The 18,596-nt window shown below is 65.4% G+C and carries 13 protein-coding genes; 8 read left to right on the forward strand and 5 right to left on the reverse strand.

Annotated features, from left to right (window positions below):
- Positions 1-122 precede the first annotated feature (122 nt).
- The 3 genes from OZ411_RS12245 to OZ411_RS12255 all read left to right on the forward strand — a co-directional run bounded on the left by OZ411_RS12245 (position 123) and on the right by OZ411_RS12255 (position 5,538).
- Positions 123-2,390, forward strand: a complete 2,268-nt coding sequence (locus OZ411_RS12245; RefSeq protein WP_282528140.1) for a marine proteobacterial sortase target protein — start codon at positions 123-125, stop codon at positions 2,388-2,390.
- Between the two features lie 188 nt (positions 2,391-2,578).
- A complete protein-coding gene (locus OZ411_RS12250; RefSeq protein ID WP_282528141.1) occupies positions 2,579-3,166 on the forward strand; it encodes a class GN sortase in 588 nt (195 codons plus the stop codon).
- Between the two features lie 149 nt (positions 3,167-3,315).
- A complete protein-coding gene (locus OZ411_RS12255; RefSeq protein ID WP_282528142.1) occupies positions 3,316-5,538 on the forward strand; it encodes an acetate--CoA ligase family protein in 2,223 nt (740 codons plus the stop codon).
- Between the two features lie 193 nt (positions 5,539-5,731).
- Here OZ411_RS12255 and OZ411_RS12260 read toward each other — a convergent pair whose 3' ends face one another.
- Positions 5,732-6,493 (reverse strand): trypsin-like serine protease, encoded by a 762-nt coding sequence (locus tag OZ411_RS12260; RefSeq protein WP_282528143.1) that lies wholly within the window; start codon positions 6,491-6,493, stop codon positions 5,732-5,734.
- 115 nt (positions 6,494-6,608) lie between these two features.
- On the opposite strand from OZ411_RS12260, the gene OZ411_RS12265 reads away from it, so the two are divergent.
- The 3 genes from OZ411_RS12265 (at position 6,609) to OZ411_RS12275 (ending at position 9,879) form a co-directional block, all read left to right on the forward strand.
- Positions 6,609-7,241 (forward strand): HAD-IA family hydrolase, encoded by a 633-nt coding sequence (locus tag OZ411_RS12265; RefSeq protein ID WP_282528144.1) that lies wholly within the window; start codon positions 6,609-6,611, stop codon positions 7,239-7,241.
- A 305-nt stretch (positions 7,242-7,546) separates the two neighbouring features.
- Positions 7,547-8,494 (forward strand): MoxR family ATPase, encoded by a 948-nt coding sequence (locus tag OZ411_RS12270; RefSeq protein ID WP_282528145.1) that lies wholly within the window; start codon positions 7,547-7,549, stop codon positions 8,492-8,494.
- Positions 8,495-8,499: 5 nt separating this feature from the next.
- Positions 8,500-9,879 (forward strand): VWA domain-containing protein, encoded by a 1,380-nt coding sequence (locus OZ411_RS12275; protein ID WP_282528146.1) that lies wholly within the window; start codon positions 8,500-8,502, stop codon positions 9,877-9,879.
- Between the two features lie 134 nt (positions 9,880-10,013).
- Here OZ411_RS12275 and OZ411_RS12280 read toward each other — a convergent pair whose 3' ends face one another.
- Genes OZ411_RS12280 through OZ411_RS12290 form a run of 3 tightly spaced genes read right to left on the reverse strand, consistent with a single transcriptional unit; the run spans position 10,014 to position 14,088 of the window.
- On the reverse strand, positions 10,014-12,242 hold the full coding sequence (locus OZ411_RS12280; protein WP_282528147.1) for a molybdopterin cofactor-binding domain-containing protein: 2,229 nt from the start codon (positions 12,240-12,242) through the stop codon (positions 10,014-10,016).
- Entirely contained in the window at positions 12,239-12,733 is a 495-nt protein-coding gene (locus OZ411_RS12285) for a (2Fe-2S)-binding protein (RefSeq protein ID WP_282528148.1), read from the reverse strand. Before OZ411_RS12285 ends, OZ411_RS12280 begins: the two co-directional genes overlap by 4 nt.
- A complete protein-coding gene (locus tag OZ411_RS12290) occupies positions 12,730-14,088 on the reverse strand; it encodes a cytochrome c (RefSeq protein ID WP_282528149.1) in 1,359 nt (452 codons plus the stop codon). The genes OZ411_RS12285 and OZ411_RS12290 overlap by 4 nt, the downstream gene beginning before the upstream one ends.
- Positions 14,089-14,186: 98 nt before the next feature.
- Here OZ411_RS12290 and recQ point away from each other — a divergent pair, with 98 nt between their 5' ends.
- Together recQ and OZ411_RS12300 are read left to right on the forward strand one after the other, a co-directional pair.
- Complete coding sequence (gene recQ, locus OZ411_RS12295) at positions 14,187-16,049, forward strand: DNA helicase RecQ (RefSeq protein ID WP_282528150.1); 1,863 nt, start codon at positions 14,187-14,189, stop codon at positions 16,047-16,049.
- 53 nt (positions 16,050-16,102) lie between these two features.
- The gene (locus tag OZ411_RS12300; RefSeq protein WP_282528151.1) at positions 16,103-17,044 is read left to right on the forward strand and encodes a metallophosphoesterase; all 942 of its coding nucleotides are present in this window, start codon (positions 16,103-16,105) and stop codon (positions 17,042-17,044) included.
- A 25-nt stretch (positions 17,045-17,069) separates the two neighbouring features.
- Here OZ411_RS12300 and OZ411_RS12305 read toward each other — a convergent pair whose 3' ends face one another.
- Positions 17,070-18,344: a trypsin-like peptidase domain-containing protein gene (locus tag OZ411_RS12305; RefSeq protein ID WP_282528152.1), complete on the reverse strand. Its 1,275-nt coding sequence runs from the start codon at positions 18,342-18,344 to the stop codon at positions 17,070-17,072.
- Positions 18,345-18,596: the final 252 nt, after the last annotated feature.

The raw sequence follows: 18,596 nt of genomic DNA on the forward strand, positions 1-18,596 counted from the left end.
AGCCGCCGACAGCGCGGCGTGCGGCGCCCGGCGGCGGCTGAACAATGCCGATCATTCTGCTCGCGCCTCGAGGCACTTTCCCGAAGATTTTGTACGTCCAAGACATTCCTCGGGAGAAGGAAATGACGACGTGCGATTGTATCGTGACCGGCCGCCCGCGCCTGTCGCGCAGGATGCGAATAGTGCTGTTCTTTCTGGTGGAAGGCGTTGCCGCGCTCATCATCGGGTTCGCGGCATTGTTTGTGAACTTCGCGCCGGCGTGGTCGGTAGAGATCAAGCCGCCGGCAGCGTTCATCAAGCCGGGCGACGCCCGTTCCGGCTCGCTGCTGCTGAAGACCGACGAGGGATATGACGATGCCGTCAGGCTCGGCACCGATGTCGACCTCACGGTGTCAGGCCCGACCATCCGCGCCCGCGTCACGCAGATCTTCCGCAACCCGACCAAGGACTGGGTCGAAGCGGTTTACGTCTATCCGCTGCCGGCAGGCGGCGCGGTCGACACGCTGAAGATGGTGGTCGGCGATCGCATCGTGGTCGGCGATATCAAGGAGCGCAAGCAGGCGCGCATCATCTATGAGCAGGCCAAACAGAACGGCCAGAAGGCCGCGGTGACCGAACAGGAGCGGCCGAACATCTTCACCAACTCGGTCGCCAATATCGGCCCGGGCGAAACCGTGCTGGTGCAGATCGAATACCAGGAGCCGGTGCAGCAGTCCGGCAACGAATTCTCACTGCGCGTGCCGATGGTGGTCGCGCCCCGCTACAATCCGAAGCCGCTCGCGCAGAGCGTCGACCTCCGTCCAGATGGCAGCGGCTGGGGTGCGACGAAGGCTGATCCCGTTCCGGATCGCGACCGCATCACGCCGCCGGTGCTCGACCCGGCCGAGCATGCGCCCGTCAATCCGACCAAGGTCACCGTGCGCCTGCAGGCCGGCTTCCCGCTCGGCGAGGTGAAGAGCCATCATCACACCGTCAACCTCGAGAGCATTGACGACGCGACGCGGATCATCAAGCTCGCCGATGGTCCGGTGCCTGCGGACCGCGATTTCGAACTGACCTGGAAGCCTGCCGCCGAAAAGGCTCCGTCGGTCGGGCTGTTCCGCGAGCATGTCGGCGACGCCGACTATCTGCTCGCGTTCGTTACCCCGCCTGCCGTCGAGCAGGCCGAGCAGAAGCCCCGTCCGCGTGAAGTGATCTTCGTGATCGACAATTCCGGCTCCATGGGCGGCACCTCGATCGTGCAGGCGAAAGCGAGCCTGACTTACGCGCTCGGCCGGCTGCGGCCGAACGATCGTTTCAACGTGATCCGTTTCGACAACACCATGGACGTGCTGTTCCCATCGGCGGTGCCGGCGGACAGCGAGCATCTCGGCCACGCCACCGCCTTCGTGAGCGCGCTGCAGGCCAATGGCGGCACCGAGATGGTGCCGGCGATGCGGGCGGCGCTGACGGATCGCTCGAACAGCGATTCCGATCATGTCCGCCAGGTGGTGTTCCTGACCGATGGCGCCATCGGCAACGAACAGCAATTGTTCGAGACGATCACGGCGATGCGCGGCCGCTCCCGCATCTTCATGGTCGGCATCGGCTCGGCGCCCAACACCTATCTGATGACGCGCGCCGCCGAGCTCGGCCGCGGCGCCTTCACCCATATCGGCTCCACCGACCAGGTCGAGGAGCGCATGCGCTCGCTGTTCGCGAAGCTCGAGAATCCCGCGGTGACCAGTCTCTCCGCCAAATTCTCCGACGCACATGCCGAGGTTACGCCGGCGATCCTTCCCGACCTCTACCGCGGCGAGCCGCTGGTGCTGGCGGCCAAACTCGACAAGCTCGCGGGCTCCGTCGAGATCAAGGGCCGCATCGGCGACCGCCCCTGGCTCGTGACGCTGCCGCTGGCGAACGCCGCCGAAGGCAAGGGCCTGTCGAAGCTGTGGGCGCGGCGCAAGATCGACGACGCCGAGGTTGCGCGCACCACGCGGCAGGCGAGTCCTGAGGACGCCGACAAAACCATCCTGGCGCTGGCGCTCGAGCATCAGCTCGTGACGCGGCTGACCAGCCTGGTTGCGGTCGACAAGACCCCAAGCCGGCCCGACGGCGAGCCGCTGAAAGTGAGTGAACTGCCGCTCAACCTGCCCGCGGGCTGGGATTTCGCGAAAGTCTTCGGCGAGCGCCCGCAATTGCCGGCGGCACCGACCGAGCGGCGCGCGGAAGGCGACGGACGGATGCAGCTTGCGGCCCTGAAGCGCCCGGCGGTGGTGCAGGCGCCCGACGCGATCAAGCTGCCGAAGACCGCGACCGACGCCGAACTGAAGATGATCGCCGGCGCGATCCTGCTCACGCTCAGCCTGTTCCTATTCGCATTCATCCGGCGTCGGAACTTCGCCCACTGATGCCGAATGAAAAGAGGAGGCGCCCCCACCTCCTCTTGGCGCGCGCGGCCTCCCGTCCCCGAGGGCCGCGCGCGACTCTTTCCACACGCGTCATTGCGAGCGCAGCGAAGCAATCCATGTCACCGCTTGTGGAGAGATGGATTGCTTCGTCGCTGCGCTCCTCGCAATGACGTCGGAGTATCGGTCAAATGCCGCGTTTCCTTGCCCCTCTCCTCCTCGCCCTCCTCGGCCTAATCCTGTTCGGCCAAGGCGCCTACATCCACGCCAAAGCCCTCCTCGCGCAGGTGCTGCTCGAACGTGCCTTCACCCAAACCATCGCCACCGGGCATCCGACAAAACCGTGGTCATGGGCCGACACCTGGCCGGTCGCGCGCATCGAGGTGAAGCGGCTCAATGCCAGCACCATCGTGCTCGCGGGCTCCAGCGGCCAGGCGCTCGCCTTCGGTCCGGGCCAAGTCGAGCTCACACCCGAGGCCGGCGAACGCGGCGTTGCCGTCTATTCCGCGCATCGCGACACCCATTTCCGCTTCCTGAAGGACGTCGTGATCGGCGACGAGATCGACGTCACCCGCAGCGATGGCAAGACCTTCCGCTATCGCGCCGACGCCAGCTCGGTGGTGCGCTTCGATGCCTCCGGCATCGATCCATTGTCGAGCGGATATGAGCTGGTGCTCTCGACCTGCTGGCCATTCGACGCGCTGACATCGGGGCCGGAACGCTATCTGCTGCGCGCGACGATGATCGAATCCGGCCCCTCGCGGATGACAACACCGTGAATATTGTCCGTGCGGTGGGATATCGCATCAACGCGTAGCGGCATGCAGCCAAGGTGAGTTGCCACGCTGCGCAAGCCTCAATAGAAATAACAAAAAACATGGCGCACGGTGTTCGCTGCAGCGCCGCAGGAAACGACAAGGCGAGGTCCATGGAAGCACAGTTCAGTCCCGCATCCGCTCCGACAGAGAAATGGTCGCCGTCGCGTGATGCCAGCGACGTGGTCAAGCGGATCCATGCGATGCTGCACCCGCGCAACATCGTGCTGGTTGGCGCCACGGACAAGCCCGGTAATTACGCCGAGCGGATCTGGAACAACCTGATCAAATACGGATATCGCGGCGGGCTTTATCCCGTAAACACCAAGCGCGAGACGATCTGGGGCGTCACCTGCTACAAGGATTTTGCGAGCCTCCCCGACAAGCCTGATCATGTGCTGGTGCTGGTGCCGGCGCGCTTTGCGGTGCAGGTGATCCGCGATGCAGCCGCCGCCGGCGCGCGCTCCGCCACCATCGTCACCTCTGGCTTCAGCGAGTTGCAGGACGAAGAAAGCCAACGGCTCGCGGTGGAATTGAAACAGGCGGTGCAGGAGACCGGGCTTGCGGTGACTGGACCCAATTGCCTGGGAAACTTGAGCGCCGGCGAAAACCTCTTCACCAATATCGACGACCGCATGGTCACCATGGAAGCCGGACCGGTGGCGATCGCCGGCCAATCCGGTGCGATCGTGATGGCGATCCGCCAGACGCTGGAGGATCGCGGCGTCGGTGTCGGCTACATGGTGACGACCGGCAATGAGAGCGGGCTGACCACACCCGACCTGATGACCTATTTCGCCGCCGATCCGAGCGTCCGCGTCATCGTGGTCTACCTGGAAGGCGTGCGAAACACGAAGGCGTTCCGCGATGCCTGCAAGGCCGCTCGCGCGGCCGGCAAGCCGGTGATCGCGCTGAAGCTCGGCGCCTCCGAAGGCGGCCGCGCCGCGGCGATGGCACATACCGGCGCGCTCGCCGGCTCGATCGAGACCTTTGACGCGATCTCGACCCGCGAGGGCGTGATCCGCGTCCGCGGCCTGGATGAATTGATCGAGACCACCGAATGCTTCGTGCATGCCGATCTGCCGAAGGGCAACCGGCTCGCCGCGGTGTCGCTGTCCGGCGGCAAGCGCGGGCTCCTGATCGACGCGTTCTATTCGGCCGGACTGAATTTCGCGCCACTCAGCCCGAATGCGACCGAGCAGCTTGCAAAAATGCTCGGCCCCGGCAGCATTGTCGGTAACCCGCTGGACGCCGGCTTTGCCGCCGTGGTCGATCCCTCCGTCTACATGAAGTCGATCAAGATCATGATCGACGACCCTGACACCGACATCGTCATCATCGATGCCGAACTGCCGAAGGCGCCGCATGAGCTGCGCGAACGCAATCTTCGCATCGTCAACGAGATGGCCGGCCACGCCGGCAAGCCCGTGATCTATATCAGCGCGATGTCGATCGGCTTCACCGAGCATACCAAGGCGCTGCGCAAGACGCTGCCCAACGTCGCGGTGCTGCAGGGGCTCGACCGCGCGGTCGGCGCGATCAAGTCGCTGATCGACTACGCGCAGCTCCGCAAGGAAGTGCCTGACATCGTCTCGAGCTCGACGGCATCCGCGCGCGCGATGCTGGAGAAGGCGCTGAACGGCGCCAACGGCGCCGCGGCGCTCGACGAGGTCGCCTCGAAAAAGCTGCTCAAGGCTTACGGCATTCCGATCTCGAAGGAGGAGCTCGCGCAGACGGCGACGGAGGCGGCGACCATTGCCCGGAAGATCGGCTTTCCCGTGGTCGCGAAGGTGGTCAGCCCTGATATCCTGCACAAGTCCGATATCGGCGGCGTGGTGCTGAACCTCAACAGCGCGGCAGAGGTGAAGAAGGCGTTCAATGAGATCACGGCGCGGGTCAGGAAGCTCAAGAACAAGCCGAAGCTCGAGGGCATCCTGATCGCACAGCAGGTCAAGGCCGATCTCGAGCTCGTGGTCGGCGCCTCGCTCGACGCCGAGATGGGACCGGTGGTGCTGTTCGGCACCGGCGGCGTCGATATCGAATTATTGAAGGACGTCGCGCTCGCCGGTGCACCGATCGATGCGGAAGAGGCAAAACAGCTCATCGCGAAGACAAAAGCCGGCATCAAGCTGAAGGGCTATCGCGGCAAGCCGGCACTGCACGAGGCCTCCGCGGTGAAGGCGCTGGTCGGGCTCTCCAACCTGATCGCCGACGCCGGCAACCGCATCGCCTCGATCGACATCAATCCGTTCCTGATCAACCCGAAGCTCGGCATCGCCGTGGATGCGTTGATCGTGCTGAACAACGCCGCTGCGAACAAGGCGGCGGGGCATTGATCGCTCTCGTCATGCGCGGGCTTGACCCGCGCATCCATCAAGAAATGAGTCTTGCGGGGGAGGATGGATTGCCGGGTCAAGCCCGGCAATGACGGCCGGGTTGTAGGGTGGGCAAAGCGAAGCGTGCCCACCTTTACTTGCACCGACCGTGAATGGTGGGCACGCTGCGCTTTGCCCACCCTACGAAGTCGCATCAAAACGCCGCGCCCCATTGCCGCGCGGTCTGCAAGATCCAATCGCGATACAGCGTCAGTGGCGTCACGCCGGTGATGCCGCCGCAACCGGCGGAATTGTTCGGCCCCGTTGACCAGCTAATGACGCCGACGATCGCCGGACCCGTTTGCTTGTCCTCGAACACCGGCCCGCCGGAATCGCCGGTGCAGGCGCCAAGCCCGTCGCGCGCGCCCTGACTGAGCGGATCGACCAGGCGGATCTGCAGCGTGCCCGGCTGGCCGGTCGCAATCAGCCCGGCGACGCGGACCATGCCGCCGCTTTTGCCGTCGCCGCGCACGGTGACGCCGATGCCCGCGATGGTGAAGCGGCCGCCGACGACAACCGGAATGTTGGGCGCGCCGAGCGCCGCGGGCGCCTTGCCGGCAGCGGGCGCGGCAAGCTGCAGCAGCGCGACGTCGGCGGTGGCGCGATGAGAGGTCATGGCGTCCATCCTGAACGCGGGATGGATCGCGATGCTCTTGACGTCCTTCAATTGCGGCTGCCGGTCCGGGCCATATTCGACGATCTTGTAGTCCGCGCCGGACTGCACGCAATGCGCCGCCGTGAGCACCACCTTCGGCGCGATCAGTGCGCCGGTGCAGAAATTGCCGCGCGAGCCGACGATGGTGACGATGGAGCGGCCGACGCCTTCGGCGGACGGCACGCCGCCGCCAACGATGGCGGAGGCCGGCGTGGAGGAGAGCAGCGCGAGCGCTGCTGATATCGCGAGCAAGGCTTTCATGAGCACAGCAATAGCTTGCGTCGCGCGCATCGCCAAGCCGCCGGATTCAGGCTAGCTCCCCTGAGCGATCCGTGTTAGCCGCTGCGTCAACACGCATAACGGCAGGCAGCAGGAAATGATCGAGGCAGTGATCTGGGATTTCGGCGGCGTCTTGACCACCTCGCCGTTCGAGGCGTTCACGCGGTTCGAGACCGAGCGCGGCCTGCCCGCCGACATCATCCGCCGCACCAACGCCGCCAACCACCTGGAAAACGCCTGGGCCAAGTTCGAGCGCGCCGAGGTCGACATCGAGACCTTCGATATGCTGTTCGCTGCCGAATCGCTGGCGCTCGGCGCCGAGGTGCGCGGCCGGGACGTGCTGCCGCTGCTGCAGGGCGACCTGCGCCCGGACATGGTGGAAGCGCTGAAGCGCATCAAGGCCCAATTCAAGACCGGCTGCATCACCAACAACCTGCCGGCGAACGCGATCGGGAGCAGAAGCGGCCGCACGCTCTATGTCGCCGAGGTGATGGCGCTGTTTGATCACGTGATCGAATCCGCCAAGATCGGCCTACGCAAGCCGGATCCGCGCATTTACAAGCTGATGGTGGAAACGCTGAAGGTCGATCCGAACAATTGCGTCTATCTCGACGATCTCGGCGTCAACCTGAAGCCCGCGCGCGACATGGGCATGACCACGATCAAGGTCGTGAGCGCGGACCAGGCGATTTCAGAGCTGGAGGCGGCAACCGGACTGGTATTGCGCTAGGCACGGACTCTCCCTCTCCCCGCCCTTCGCGGGGAGAGGGTTGGGGTGAGGGGCTGTCTCCGCGATCACAGTGACAGATGGACTCGCGGAGAGCCCCCCTCACCCGGATCGCATCTGCGATGCGATCCGACCTCTCCCCGCAGGCGGGGCGAGGTGGAGCGGAGTTCGCTCCCCGATCGAGAACAAATATCGCTAGGCGGAAAATGCCGGAACCGGGCCTGCCCTCACGCAAACGAGCCTTGTGCTTTGCGGCCAAGGCAGGCAGAACAATCTGATGCACCAAGGCAAATCCGGAGCTTACATCGGTGGCTGACAATCGGCCTGCGGCCTCGATCGAGGCCGTCGAAAGCGGTCTCGCCGCGCAAGGCTATATCGCGAGCCGGCAAATCGCGACCGCGGTTTATCTGTCGCAAGAGATCGAGAAACCGATCCTGGTCGAAGGCCCCGCGGGCGTCGGCAAGACTGAGCTGGCGAAGGCGATCGCCGCCTGGCGCGGCATGAAGATGATCCGCCTGCAGTGCTACGAGGGGCTCGATGAGGCCAAGGCGCTGTATGAGTGGAAGTATGCAAAACAGCTCCTCTATACGCAGATCTTGAAGGACAAGCTCGGTGAGGTGCTGGGCGGCGCGCAGACGCTGCATCAGGCGCTCGACCAGCTCCACGCCTTCGGCGATGTGTTCTTCTCCAAGGAATTCGTCGAGCCGCGGCCGCTGTTGCAAGCATTGGAGCAGCCGGCGGGCTGCGTGCTGCTGATCGACGAGATCGACAAATCGGACGCCGAGTTCGAGTCGCTGCTCCTCGAAATCCTCAGCGATTTCCAGGTCACCATTCCCGAACTCGGTACGGTTTCGGCGATCGCGCCGCCGACCGTGATCCTGACCTCCAACAGCGAGCGCGATCTCGGCGACGCCCTGAAGCGGCGCTGCCTGCATCTGCATATCGGTTTCCCCGAACAGAAGCTGGAAGAGCGCATCGTCGAGAGCCGCGTGCCCGGCATCTCGCAGACGCTGCGCCGACAGATGGTCGGCTTTATTCATGAAATCCGCACCCTCGACCTGAAGAAGCTACCGTCGGTGAGCGAGACCATCGACTGGGCGCGCGTGCTGGTGCTGCTGCAAGCGACCGAGCTGGACCATGAGATCGTCAAGGACACGCTGAACGTCTTGCTCAAGTACGAAGCCGACATCGAGGCCGCGCAGCCGCAACTCACCACCTTCATCGCCAAGGCGTCGCGGCAGGGCGTGTTCGGGTAGACGCCATGCGCGAGAACCTGCATCGGTTCCTTCGTGCCGCGCGCGGAGCCGGGGTCCGGGTCTCGCCCGCCGAAAGTATCGATGCGATGCGCGCGGTCTCAAAGGTCGGCTTTGCCGATCGCGGCGTCCTGCGCGACACCTTCCTGCTGACGCTCGCGAAGTCGCAGGACGAGAAGCGGGCGCTCGGCGAATGTTTTGATCTGTTCTTCAGCCAGCCCGAGCCGGCGCAGGACACGAAGCAGGACGAGAGCAAGTCCGACGATGCGGAGCGGGCGGATTCCGGCGCGGGCTCCGATTCCTCGAGCGAAAGCAGCGGCGGCGACCCGGCCGAGAATCTCGGGGCCCTCGCGCAGATGCTGTTGTCGCAGGACCGCAACGCGATATCGGCGGCGATCGCCAATGCCTCCGGCGCGGCCTCGCTTCCCAACATCAGGTACTTCACCCAGCGCGGCATCTTCTCGGGCCGCATCCTGGACGCCATGGGCATCCAGCGCCTGCGCGACGATCTCGACAACCTGACCGCGACCAACCCGGCGCTGGCTGAGCGGCTGCAGGCGGCGCTGGACGGATTGCGCGGCACCGTCCGCGACACGGTCTCGCAAGCGCTTCTGCTCTACGGCCGCGAGGAGACCGAGAACCTGCGCAACGAGATCCTGCGCAATGCGCCGCTGGCCCGGATCGAGCCGCGCCAGGTCGAGCAGATGCGCGCGCTGATCCGCCAGATCGCCCGCCGCCTGCGCGAACGCTACTCCAAACCGCGCAAGCGCCAGCGCCGCGGCCATCTCGACGTCCGCCGCACGCTGCGGCGAAACGCGGCCTGGAGCGGCGTGCCCTTCCTCACCGCCTGGAAGCGCAAGCACCGCGACCGGCCGAAGATCGTCGCGCTCTGCGACGTCTCCGGCTCGGTCGCGCGGGTGTCCGATTTCTTCCTGCTGTTGATCCACTCGCTGCACGAAGTGGTCGACGACGTCCGCTCTTTTGCCTTCTCCGGCCATCTGATCGAGGTGAGCGACATATTGGAGGAGAAATCGCCTGAGGCGGCGATGGCCGAGATCATGTCCAAGGTCGGCTTCGGCTCCTCCGACTACGGCAATTCGCTTGCCGATTTCGAGAAGGGCTGGATGGACACGATCACGCCGCAGACCACCGTGATCGTGCTCGGCGATGCCCGCAGCAACAATCTCGATCCGCGCGCCGACATCCTGCGCCGCATCGCCGAGCGCTCGAAACGCCTGGTCTGGCTCAACCCCGAAGGACGCATGACCTGGGGCTTCGGCGATTCGGAGATGCCGCGTTACGCGACCTTCTGCAGCGTGGTACGCCAATGCGCCACCGCCCAACAGCTCGAGCGCGCAGTGTCCGATATCGTCGCGACGTATCAGTAGATCGGGCCTTGTAGCCCGGATGAAGCGAAGCGTAATCCGGGGTCTTTGCCGGCCGGCACGAGTGGTCCCGGATTGCGCTTCGCTCCATCCGGGCTACGGGCTGGCTGCACATGTGAGGCGAAGCCGGAGCAGCCTCACGCGTCGATCGCGTCCTTGATGCGTTTACGGGTCAGAGGCAGGTTGCGGAGGCGTTTGCCGGTGGCGTGGGCGATGGCGTTGGCGATCGAGGCTGCGGCGGGGCCCTGGCCGGTCTCACCGCTGCCGAGGAACGGCTGGCCGGGGCGGTTGATGATGTGGACGTCGATGCGGTCAGGCACCGCGTCGAAGCGCAGGATCGGATAGGTCTGCCAATCGACGCTGGTGATCCGCGTGTCGTCGAAGCTCACGCTCTCGTACAACGTCCAGCTCATCGATTGCATGATCGCGCCCTCGATCTGGTTGGTCAGCCCGTCCGGATTGACGACCTGCCCGGAATCGACAGCGGCGACCGCGCGCAACAGCCGCGCACGTCCGGTCTCGCTGACCACCTCGACCTCGGACGCGATGGCGCAATAGGCCGCGAGGTTCTTGTAACGGGCGAAGGCAAAGCCGTAGCCGCGGCCGGCTTGCGGTTTCTGATCCCGCTTCCAGCCAAATTCCTGCGCGGCTTTCTCGATGACGTCGCGTCCGCGCGTGTCCTCGAGATGTCGCAGGCGAAACTCGACCGGATCGGCGCCGGCGAGTCCGGCGAGTTCGTCCATGAAACTCTCGATCGAGAACACGTTGTGATAGGCGCCGAGCCCGCGCATCGCCGAAATCCGCAGCGGCATCGCCGGAATGAAGTGATGTACCACGCGCGCGTTGGCAAACGTGTAGAGCGGGATCGCGTTGCGATCGCCGCCGCCTTCCGGCAAGGGCAACGGCTTTGGCGGCGGAACGGCAAAGGCCTGCGCCATGTGCTGCGCGGCAAGCAGCGTGCCCGCATTGCCCGGCCGCATCGAATGGGTGTTGCTCCACACCGCGAAATTCCAGTCGGCGATGCGGCCATCGGCGTCGAGCGAGGCCTTCAGCTTCGTCACCATCGCCGGCCCGAACGGCTCCCAGGCGTGTTCCTGCTCGCGCATCCATTGCACGCGCACGGGCCGGTCCGGCAGCGCACGCGCGATCAAGGCGGCGTCGGCCGCGACATCGTCGGCGCCGTTATGGCCGTAGCAGCCAGAGCCCTCGACATGGATCAGGCGGACGCTCCCAGGCGGCATGCGCAGCATCTCCGCAATCGCCTGGCGGTCGGGGTACACGCCTTGGGTGTGCGTCCAGACCGTCATCGCGCCGCCAACGAAATGCGCCACGGCGCAGGATGGCCCGATCGAGCCGTGCGACTGATAGGGGCGCGTGTAAGTAGCCTCGAGGGTCCTTTGGCCGGAGACGGAAGGATCGCTGCGATTGAGGATCGTGGAATCCTGGGAGGGTAAGCTCGTGATCACGTTGAGCAAATCATCCTGCTTCGGCAGGCTCGGACTTTCCTTCCATTTCGTGGCGGCGGCGAGCGCGTTCATCGCCTTGATCGCCTGAAATTCCTTGTCCGCGACGACAGCGAGGAAATTGCCATCGCGCACGACCTTGACGACACCGGGCAGTTTCTCGACGGCCGAGCCATCGCATTCGACGAGCTGCGCGCCATAGCTCGGCGGCCGCACCACGCGCGCATGCACCATGCCCGGCAGTCGCATGTCCTGCACATAGGCCTCAGCGCCCGTGACCTTCGCCGGGATGTCCACGCGCGGCACGGCGTGGCCCATGATCTTGAAGGTCGCGGGGTCCTTCAGTTTCGATTGCGGCTGCGCCTGCACATGGAGCATGTCGGCGGCAACCAGTTCACCGTAAGTGATCCGCCTGCCATCCGGAGCGACGACCGCGCCGTTATCGGTCTTCAGGCTTTCTCCGGCGAGACCGAGCCGCCTCGCCGCCTCCGCGACCAGGAGTTCGCGCACCTGCGCGGCGGCGTTCAGGATCGCGGTGCCGGAATCCTGCATCGAGTGACTGCCTGCGGTATAGCCCTCATTGGCCGTGAGTTGCGTGTCCGCGGTGACGACGTGGATCGTCTCAAAAGGCACGTCGAGCTGTTCGGCGGCGATCTGCTGGAACGCCGTCTTGAATCCCTGCCCCAGCTCGGCCTTGCCGGTGAAGGCGGTGATGCGGCCATCGGCGTCGACGCGGAGCCACGAATCAAGATAGGGCGCGGTCGCGAGGCTGCCCGGACGCTTTGGTCCCGCAACCGCCGGCGCCGCTTCTTCCGCGAATGCGCGGCCCAGCGAGAAGCTGACGATGAGGGCGCCGCCACCCTGCAGCACGCGGCGGCGGTCGAGGATGACAGGCGCATTCATTGGCCGCTCCTCTCGTTTGCGGATGCATCCGCCGTATCCATCAGTCGCGCCGCGCGATGCACCGCGCGCAGGATCCGCATATGGGTGCCGCAACGGCAAAGATTCGGCTGCAGCTCGGCACGGATCTCGGCGTCGGTCGGTTTTGGATTTCTGAGCAGCAGCGCCTGCGCCCGCATCATCATGCCGGCGATGCAATAGCCGCATTGCGCGGCCTGCTCCTCCATGAAGGCGCGCTGGATCGGCGCCGGCGCGGACACGGTGCCGAGACCTTCTAGCGTCGTCACCTGCTTGCCTTCGAGCAGCACCAGCGGCGTCACGCAGGACAGCACGGCCTTGCCATCGACGATGACGGTGCACGAGCCGCATTGGCCGAGCCCGCAGCCGAACTTGGCCGCATTGAGCTTCAGATCGTCGCGCAGCACGTAGAGCAGCGGCGTATCGGGATCGGCATCGATGTGATTTTCCTGGCCGTTGACCTTCAATGTCATCATGGCTGGTCTCGCTGCGAAGGGTCGGCCGGCGCATTGCGCGGGCCGGCGGACGTCTGGAGAAGCGCGGTCTGGGTGCGGCGCGCATCCGCGACGGTCTTTTCAACGTCGGCCCAGGGCGGCTCCTTGCTGAAGCGCGCGCGCAGGTAATTGAGGAGCGAAGCGACCTGCGCGTCGCTCATGCTGTCGGCGAAGCCCGGCATGATCGGACTGCGTTCGCCCGCCACCGCCGGAACGCCGGCCAAAACGATATTGGCGAGGTTACGGGGATCGGGGCTTGTGACCGCGGTGCTCAGCGCAAGGTTGACGCCGCCATAAGGCAGCGGCCGGCCGGATTCATGGCAGGCAGCGCAGGCCGCAGCGTAGATCGCCCCACCCGTCGGGTCTCCTTGTGCAGGTGCCGACTCGGCTTGCGCGAGCACAGCAACGCGATCGCGTTCCGGCTTCGGCGCGCCGGAAACGTCGGCCATATAGATGGCGATGGCGCGCACGTCGCTGTCGGGCACCGTGGAAAGGTTGCTCACGACCTCCGCCATCGGCCCGCGTGCGGTGCCATGATCGGGATGCCAGCCATTCCGCAGATAGGCGTAAAGCGAATCCGCATTCCACGGCACCGGCGCATGCGCGCGGTCGTTGAGGGCATAAGCATGCCAATTGTCAGCCTCGCCGCCGGCAAACTGCGCGCTCACCCGCTCGGCGCCCAGCGCGTTGCGCGGCGTGTGGCAGGCGCCGCAATGGGCGAGGCCGTCGACCAGATAGGCGCCTCGGTTCCATTCAGCGCTCTTTGCCGGATCCGGCTGGAACGTGTCGCCGCGCAGGAACAGCAGTTTCCATCCCGCGATGATCGGCCGCTGGTCCAGCGGAAAGACGAGTTCGTTCGGCGGCGGCACGGCATGCACCGGCGGCCGTGTCATCAGGAACGCATAGAGAGCCCGGTCGTCCTCGTCGGTGACATTGGTGAAGTGGTCATAAGGAAAGGTCGGATAGAGATGCTGGCCCTCGCGATTGACGCCGGTGCTCATGGCACGCCCGAACGCAGCTTCCGACCATCGGCCGATGCCGGTCTGTGGATCCGGCGTAATATTGGAGGAAAAGACCACGCCGAACGGGGTCGGCACCGGCAGGCCGCCGGCAAAATCCTGGCCGTCCCGCCGGGTGTGGCAGTTGTTGCAATTGCCGAGCGCGGCGAGTTCGCGGCCGCGCTTGACCACGGCTGGATCGAACGATGCCGGTGACGGCGGCTCGATCGCGGCGATTGCCGGCCGCCACACCATCGCAAAGGCCGCCGCCGCGCCCACAACCAGCGCGACAGCGACAATGCCTGCGATGATCCGTGGCGATCTCGCCATGCCGGCCATTTGAGTTTGCGGTTGGACCGTGTTTTAACACGGATATCCCGGCATCGTTCGCCGGCGGGGCCCCCGATCACCGCTTCTTGACTGCGTTTGAAACCGACATGGATTCTGTCCTCAACCGAGCGTCCGGCGACATCAGGGATGCGCTTGCCGTGCTCAATTCCGTTTTCGGCCTCACTGCGTTTCGGGGCGCGCAGGAAGAGATCGTCCGGCATGTGACCGATGGCGGCAATTGCCTGGTGCTGATGCCGACCGGCGGCGGCAAATCGCTCTGCTACCAGTTGCCGTCGCTGCTGCGCGAGGGCTGCGGCATCGTGGTCTCGCCGCTGATCGCGCTGATGCGCGACCAGGTCGCGGGCCTCACCGAGGCCGGCGTCAACGCGGCCGTGCTGAACTCGACGCTGTCGCCGCAGGAGGCAGGCGAAGTCGAACGCCGCCTGATCGCAGGTGATCTCGACCTGCTCTATGTCGCGCCGGAGCGGCTGGTGACGCCGCGCTGCCTCGGCCTGCTCGCGCAGGCCAAGATCGCACTGTTTGCGATCGACGAGGCACATTGCGTCTCGCAATGGGGCCATGATTTCCGGCCGGAATATATCGGCCTTTCCGTGATCGCTGAGCGCTTTCCCGACGTGCCGCGGATGGCGCTCACCGCGACCGCCGACGAACTGACGCGCGAGGAGATCGCAGAGCGGCTTTCGCTTGGCGACGCGCCGCGCTTCGTCTCGAGCTTCGACCGGCCGAACATCCGCTACGAGATCATCGACAAGGTGAATTCGATGACGCAGTTGAAGGCGTTCATCACCGAGCGCCATGCGGGCGAAGCCGGCGTGGTCTATTGCCTGTCGCGCGCCAAGGTGGAAGACGTCGCGGCCTCGCTCAGCGCGGCCGGCATCCCGGCGCTGCCTTATCACGCCGGGCTGGAGCCCAGCGTGCGCGCACGCAACCAGGATCGCTTCATCAACGAGGACGGCATCGTCGTCGTTGCCACGGTGGCTTTCGGCATGGGCATCGACAAGCCGGACGTGCGCTTCGTCGCCCATCTCGATCTGCCCAAGAGCATCGAAGCCTATTACCAGGAGACCGGCCGCGCGGGACGGGACGGCAAGGCATCAAGCGCGTGGATGGCTTATGGCCTCTCCGACATCGTGCAGCAGCGCCGCATGATCGATGAGTCCACCGGCTCGGATGCCTATAAGCGCGTCTCGATCGGCAAGCTTGATTCGCTGGTGGCACTGGCGGAAACCGTGGGCTGCCGCAGGCGGCGCCTGCTGGCCTATTTCGGCGAGATGCTGACGGAAGAGAATTGCGGCAATTGCGACAATTGCCTGTCGCCGCCGCGCGTGCGCGACGGCAAGATCCTGGCGCAGAAGATGCTGTCCTGCGTCTATCGCACCGGCCAGCGCTTCGGCGCCATGCACCTGATCGACGTGCTGGTCGGCCGCCTCACCGACCGCGTCAAGCAGTTCGGGCACGACCAGCTCTCGGTATTCGGCGTCGGCCGCGAGCTCAACGAGAAGCAGTGGCGCGCGGTGCTGCGCCAGCTCGTCGCCATGGGGCATCTTTGGGCCGACAGCGAGGCTTTCGGCGCGCTGAAACTGACGGAGAGCGCGCGGGGCGTCCTCAAGGGCGAGACTGAGGTGCTGCTGCGCGAGCAGGCGGAAGGCGCACGCAACCGCGCCATCCGTTCCAAGTCGCGGCGCGGCGAGCTTGCGCCGGTGGCGGCCGGCCAGGGCAAGGCCGCCAATCCCACGCTTCACGCCGCGCTGCGCGCCTGGCGTTCCGAGGTGGCGCGGCAGCGCAGCGTGCCGGCCTATGTCGTGCTGCACGATTCCACCATCGACGGCATCGCCGCCGTGCGCCCGACGACGCTCGACCAGCTCCGCGGCATCGCCGGGATCGGCGACAAGAAGCTCGAGCATTACGGCGACGAGCTGGTCGCGCTGGTGCGGTCGACCGAAGGGTGAGCGCTCGATCTCTGCATTAGGCGGCGACATTCCCGTTTGCTATGGTGACAGCCATGCACGAATTGGGCCTTCAGGACTTGATCAAGCGGATCGGCGCCGAGCACGTCAGGCGGCGGCTCAACGACGAGACCGAGCATGAGGCGCAACTGTTCGGCCAGGGCACGCTGTTCTTCAACCTGGAGAACTCGTTGCTTGCGCCGGGCGTCATCGCAACGGCGCTGAAAATTGCGGGGCTATACGGCCGTGCGCGGCAGAACGCAGACCGCGTGTGCCTCAGGCGGAACGAGCTTGCCTCGACCGTGTTGCCCAAGAGCTTTGACGGTTTCACCATGCTGCATATCAGCGACCTGCACGCCGACATGAGTGCCGGCGCCATGCGGCGGCTGCCCGGCATGGTCGCAAACCTCGCCTACGACATTTGCGTCCTGACCGGCGACTATCGCGGCCAGACCTTTGGTCCCTTCGACAAGAGCCTCGACTATCTTGCGCCGGTGATCGCGGCGCTGAAGCCGCCGGTGTACGGCATCCTTGGCAATCACGACACGATCCGAATGACGCCGGCGTTGGAAGCGATGGGAATCCGGATGCTGTTCAACGAGTGCGAGGTGATCCGGCGCGGCGATCAAGCGATCTATCTCGCCGGCGTCGATGATGCGCATTTCTATCGCGCCGACGACATCGGCAAGGCCGCCGCGCCGATTCCCAGCGACGCGTTTTCGATCCTGCTTTCGCATACGCCGGAAGTGTACCGGGCGGCGGCGGCCGCAAGCTTCGACCTGATGCTGAGCGGGCATACCCATGGCGGCCAGCTCTGCCTGCCCGGCGGCATCGCGATCAAGCTGGAAGCAAGGCTGCCGCGTGCCTTCGGCGCCGGCGCCTGGAGTTACGGCAAGATGGCCGGCTACACCTCGGTCGGCGCCGGCACCAGCCTGCTGCCGGTCCGCCTCAACTGCCCGCCGGAGATCACGCTGCACACGCTGCGACGCGCGGCATGACGCGCCATAGGCGGGCGTGCCTGCGTCAACGAGCCGCCTTCTTCGCCCTCGCGCTCTCGCTCGCGGTGCAGGAGATCAGGAGCGTGTAGCCGCGGGCGGCTTTCGCGATCTCGGCGGTTTCCTTGTTCGGGTCACGCTGTGTGGTGACACGATACGCCACCGCGCTGTTGTCGAGGAAATCCTTGAGGGCACCGGTCTTGATGGCGAAGTTGATGTTCTCGGGAATGTTGCCGGTTGCCTGCGCCACCTTGATCGCATCGAGCTTGCCCGAGACTACGCCGACCAGGGCGCCGGTGAAGTCGAGCAGCGGACCGCCGCTGTTTCCCGGCTGCACCGCGGCGCTGATCTGCAGAAAGCGGGTGTCGTTGAACATGCCGCTCATCGAACTGACGATGCCGGTGGTGACGGTGAAATCCGACGTCAGCAGCCCGTGATACGGATAGCCGATCGCAATCACGCCGTCTCCGGTTTGCACCGAATACTCCCGGATGGTCGCGACTTCCTTGAACGGGCTGGGCGCCTGCAGCAGCGCCAGATCGTTGGTTTCGTCGCTCGAGACCAGCCGCAGCTTGATCGGCGCTTCACCGCCGAGATTGCCGTTGATCTCGTCGCAGCCACTGATGACGTGGTTGTTGGTGACGATGTGTCCGTTGCCGCTGACCACAAAGCCGGTGCCGGTCTTGTTGACGGGCTTGGCCTGCTTCGGCGGCGCGGCACTGGGCTGGGCCGGCGCAGCCGTCGACGGTGCGGCGGCCTGCTTCGGCGGTGCGACCGCGAACTCACCGGCATTGGCGAGCCCGTTCTTCCTGACGCTTTCGACGCAAGTGACCAGCGCGGGCAATAGCTGCGCGGTCTGGTTCAGGTCGAACTGGAAGAGCTGGCCCTCGGCGAACGCGCTCATCGTCCGCGCCTTGCGGAATTGATTGATCAGCGACGAATTGAGCGGCATGTCGACCGCCACGAGCTGTGCCCCAAGCGGCCGCCCATACACGTTGAAGGGCTGCTCGCCGTCAAAGGTCAGCGTCATCGGAAAGGATTCGCCGGCCGTCAACCGCCAGCCCTGATGGGAAAATCCCAGGCGCCAATTGCCGCGGGCGTCGATCAGGACCAGAAAATAGATACCGCTCTGGTAGGAGGCACCGGCGGCGCAATGAGTGAAGTTGCCGCTGTTGTCGTCGGTATAGGCGCCGCCCTGCCAGTTGCCTATCGTGATCGAGCCATACGGCCCGCGCGCATGCGACGACGTCACGGACAAAACAACGCACGCGGCCGCGACGACCGCGCTGATCGCAAATCTCATACTTCACTCCCCAGCCAGGGCCCCATCATAGGAAGCTTCGGAACTCATCCGCAAGCTGCACGCGAACGTCGACTGTCAGGCGGCGCAGCCACGCTTAATGTTCCCATTTTGTTCTTAGTGCGAAATCTCGTCAACCACAAAGTGAGGAGCCGTAGGGTGGGCAAAGGCGCACTTGCGCCGTGCCCACCATCAACACTCCGCTCGAAATGGTGGGCACGCTTCGCTTTGCCCACCCTACGGCTCTCCGTCGCG

The organism is Bradyrhizobium sp. Arg237L, from assembly GCF_029990105.1.
In the GTDB taxonomy this organism is placed as follows: domain Bacteria; phylum Pseudomonadota; class Alphaproteobacteria; order Rhizobiales; family Xanthobacteraceae; genus Bradyrhizobium.

Bases quoted from the DNA above. Each gene is read 5' to 3' on its own strand.
- OZ411_RS12245 (WP_282528140.1), top strand. From the start codon at position 123: ATGACGACGTGCGATTGTATCGTGACCGGCCGCCCGCGCCTGTCGCGC.
- OZ411_RS12250 (WP_282528141.1), top strand. From the start codon at position 2,579: ATGCCGCGTTTCCTTGCCCCTCTCCTCCTCGCCCTCCTCGGCCTAATC.
- OZ411_RS12255 (WP_282528142.1), top strand. From the start codon at position 3,316: ATGGAAGCACAGTTCAGTCCCGCATCCGCTCCGACAGAGAAATGGTCG.
- OZ411_RS12260 (WP_282528143.1), bottom strand. From the start codon at position 6,493: ATGAAAGCCTTGCTCGCGATATCAGCAGCGCTCGCGCTGCTCTCCTCC.
- OZ411_RS12265 (WP_282528144.1), top strand. From the start codon at position 6,609: ATGATCGAGGCAGTGATCTGGGATTTCGGCGGCGTCTTGACCACCTCG.
- OZ411_RS12275 (WP_282528146.1), top strand. From the start codon at position 8,500: ATGCGCGAGAACCTGCATCGGTTCCTTCGTGCCGCGCGCGGAGCCGGG.
- OZ411_RS12280 (WP_282528147.1), bottom strand. From the start codon at position 12,242: ATGAATGCGCCTGTCATCCTCGACCGCCGCCGCGTGCTGCAGGGTGGC.
- OZ411_RS12285 (WP_282528148.1), bottom strand. From the start codon at position 12,733: ATGATGACATTGAAGGTCAACGGCCAGGAAAATCACATCGATGCCGAT.
- OZ411_RS12290 (WP_282528149.1), bottom strand. From the start codon at position 14,088: ATGGCCGGCATGGCGAGATCGCCACGGATCATCGCAGGCATTGTCGCT.
- recQ (WP_282528150.1), top strand. From the start codon at position 14,187: ATGGATTCTGTCCTCAACCGAGCGTCCGGCGACATCAGGGATGCGCTT.
- OZ411_RS12300 (WP_282528151.1), top strand. From the start codon at position 16,103: ATGCACGAATTGGGCCTTCAGGACTTGATCAAGCGGATCGGCGCCGAG.
- OZ411_RS12305 (WP_282528152.1), bottom strand. From the start codon at position 18,344: ATGAGATTTGCGATCAGCGCGGTCGTCGCGGCCGCGTGCGTTGTTTTG.